At 42.7% G+C, this 3,276-nt stretch carries 1 protein-coding gene; it reads right to left on the reverse strand.

The window, feature by feature from the left end; genetic code table 11:
- Positions 1-70 precede the first annotated feature (70 nt).
- A partial coding sequence (locus A4S05_RS35670) for a condensation domain-containing protein (protein WP_141699904.1) occupies positions 71-3,276 on the reverse strand: 3,206 nt, incomplete at its 5' end.

The following is a 3,276-nucleotide window of genomic DNA, read 5'->3' on the forward strand; positions in this document are numbered from 1 at the left end:
ATAGGGAATAGGGAATAGGAAAGAAAGCATAGATCAGTACTGAGTCTTGTTCAACAATTAAATAGGAGTCCTATAAATTGTTTTGTAAATCGTAGATAGCTTCTGCTTGCTGAACTATAGTAGTTTTTTCAAATAGGTCAATTAAAGGTAACTCCACTTGCAAAGCTTGCTGTAGTTTGTATATTAGTTGCAGAACAAGAGCAGAATTTCCTCCCAGATCAAAGAAGTTATCTTGAGTACTAATATGTTCTAATCCTAAAACTTCTTTCCAAGTAGCTAGAATGACTTCTTCTGTAGGGGTGGCAGGTTCAATAAAATCATTGTCAGATTTTTTTGTATTTACTGGCAATCTGAAATTTTGAATTGGTAAGTTTTCTCCTTCAGATAAAAAGGGAAGTTCGTTAAGACGTTGCTCAGGATTAGTCACAATATATTCAAGCAAACTTTGAAAGATTGTTACCATTCTGGAAATAGTAGCAGCTTCAAACAAATCGGTTTTGTAGACTAGAGCGCCTTCAATTCCTTCTGATGTTTCTTGGAGTGTCAAATTTAAATCAAATTCGGCTGTGTCTTTGGTATCAGTTGCAATAAACTCCTCTTTTAAAGTCAAGTTTGCTAGTTTTAAATCATCTTCTGGAGTGTTTTGAAAAACAAACATCACCTGAGCTAGCAGTGTGTAACTAGAGTCTCTAACTGGTTGTAGTTCTTCTAGTAGTTTGATGAAAGGCATTTCCTGATGTGTATACACTCCTAAAGCCACTTCCCGCACTCGCCGCAGTAGTTCGCGGAAGCTGGGATTGCCTTCTAAGAAGTTGGTGCAGAATGGCAGTAAATGAACAAAGAAACCAATCAATCCTTCTGTTTCTGGGCGGGTACGATTGGCAACGGTACTGCTCACAATGATGTCTGGTTGTCCTGTGTAGCAGAAAAGTAATGTTTTGAGTGCTGCTAACAAGGTCATAAATAGGGTTACGCCTTCCTGCTGACTCAATGTCTTGAGTGCTTTGGTTAAGTCTTTAGAAATTACCAATGGTTGACGCGCACCTGTGAAGGTTCGCACGGCTGGGCGTGGATGATCAGTTGGTAGTTTCAAAACTGGCGGGGTAAGACCTAAATGTTGTTTCCAGAATTGCATCTGTGATTCCAAAACTTGCCCCTGCAACCATTGCCTCTGCCAATGGGCAAAGTCTGCATATTGAATGGCTAACTCGGCCAGGGGTGAGGGTTTACCTTGAGAAAAAGCTTCGTAAAGGGTTGCCATTTCTTGGGTTAACACGCTGAAAGACCAACCATCAGCGACAATATGGTGGGTAGTGACAACAAGCAAATGCTCGGTTTCACTCAAACGCCAAAGCTTACTCCGCAATAATGGCCCCCGTGCCAAATCGAAAGGCTGCTTAATTTCTTTCTCGGCTTGTTGTTTTGCTTCAGATATATCTTGTACATCTATTACGGCAAAATCAAATATAGGTTCGGGAGAAATTGCATAAACTACTTGTCCGTTCTCAAGCTTAAAGGTGCTTCGGAAAGTTTCATGTCGTCGCACAATTTCTGTTAAACTCTCCTCTAACGCCTTCACATCCAGCGCACCTGTGACGCGATAAATTAGCGGCAGGTTGTAAACAGGATTACCTGGATAGAATTGCTCGAAAAACCAAAATTCTAACTGAGTTAAGGAGATTGGCAGTATTCCATCCTGCGATGTCTGCGACGGGCTACGCCAACGTTCCACTTTTAATGGTGTAATTTCTTGCTGATTAGCTGCCTCAACTGTTCTAGCTAAAGTTGCGATCGCAGGAGATTCAAATAAACTTCTTAGGGGTAATTCGATCTTAAATGCTTTGCGTGTCAGAGAGATAACCTGAGTCGCAAGTAATGAATGTCCTCCTAAATTAAAGAAGTTGTCGTAAATTCCAACTTGTTCTAACCCTAAAACATCCCTCCAGATACCTGCCAAAATTTCTTCGGTGGGAGTCCGGGGTGCAACAAAAGTTTGGGCTAATTCTGGTCGGCTGGTCGTCGGTTCGCTCAAAGCGCGACGGTTAACTTTACCATTGGGGGTCAAGGGGAAGGACTCTATCTGCACAAAAGCTGATGGAATCATGTACTCTGGCAACTGGTCTTGCAGAAAAGTACGCAACTGTTCGATGCTGAGAGTTTGCCCTTGAATTGGTACGAAGTAAGCGACTAAATATTTTTCTCTGGCACTTTGCCCAAACACCTTAGCCACTGCTTGGTTAATTTGGTGATGTTTACTCAAGACTGCTTCAACTTCACCAAGTTCAACCCGAAAGCCCCGAACTTTTACTAAATCGTCGATGCGTCCTACAAATTCAATGTTGCCATCTGGTAAATATTTAGCTAAGTCACCAGTTTTGTATAGTCTTTTTTGGGAGTAGGGGGAAAAACCTTCTGGCTTGGCAAAGGGATTTGGGACAAATTTTTGCTCTGTCAAATCTGGGCGGTTGAGGTAGCCACGAGCCAAACCATCACCGCTGACGTACAATTCGCCAGGAACACCAATTGGCACGGGTTGGAAATTGCGGTCTAATAGATAAACTTGTACGTTGACGGCAGGTTTACCAATTGGTGGATAAATTGGCCACTCTTCTGGCTGGTTGCTAAATTCATAAGCTGTAACTAAATCTGCTTCCGTAGGGCCGTAGAAATTATAGAGTCTACAATTCTCCAGACGTTGAAACAGCTTAATCATTGGTTGAGTAATCTGGAGTTGTTCGCCACAAGCGATCGCTTCTCTAATATTCTCAAATAGATGTTCTTCCTCTCCGTATATTTCTGCTAATTGTTGCCATAAGGTGACAGGAAGGAAAACTTTGGCGATTGGTTCTTGAGCAAGTAACTGAATTAATTTATCTAAATCCTTGCGATCGCTTTCACCAATCATATACAGCGTGCCGCCTAAACCCCACGCCGCAAACATTTCGTGATAGCTGACATCAAAACTTAGGGAGGCAAACTGAAGAACACCCACACCTGTTGTCATCTTCGCTTGATGGTGTTCTATTAAATTGGTTAGCGATCGATGGGGAACAAGAGTCCCTTTAGGAGTTCCTGTAGACCCAGAAGTGTAAATTACGTAAGCTAAATTATGCGCTTCTGCATCTATCTGAGGATTTATATCAGATTCTTTGGCGATCGCATCCCATCCTTCATCTAACAAAATCACTTGGGGACTGGGGACTGGGGACTGGGGACTGGGGACTGGGGACTGGGGACTGGGGATTGGGGATTGGGGATTGGGGGCTGGGGACTGGG

The sequence above is a fragment of the Nostoc sp. KVJ20 genome, from assembly GCF_001712795.1.
In the GTDB taxonomy this organism is placed as follows: Bacteria; Cyanobacteriota; Cyanobacteriia; order Cyanobacteriales; family Nostocaceae; genus Nostoc.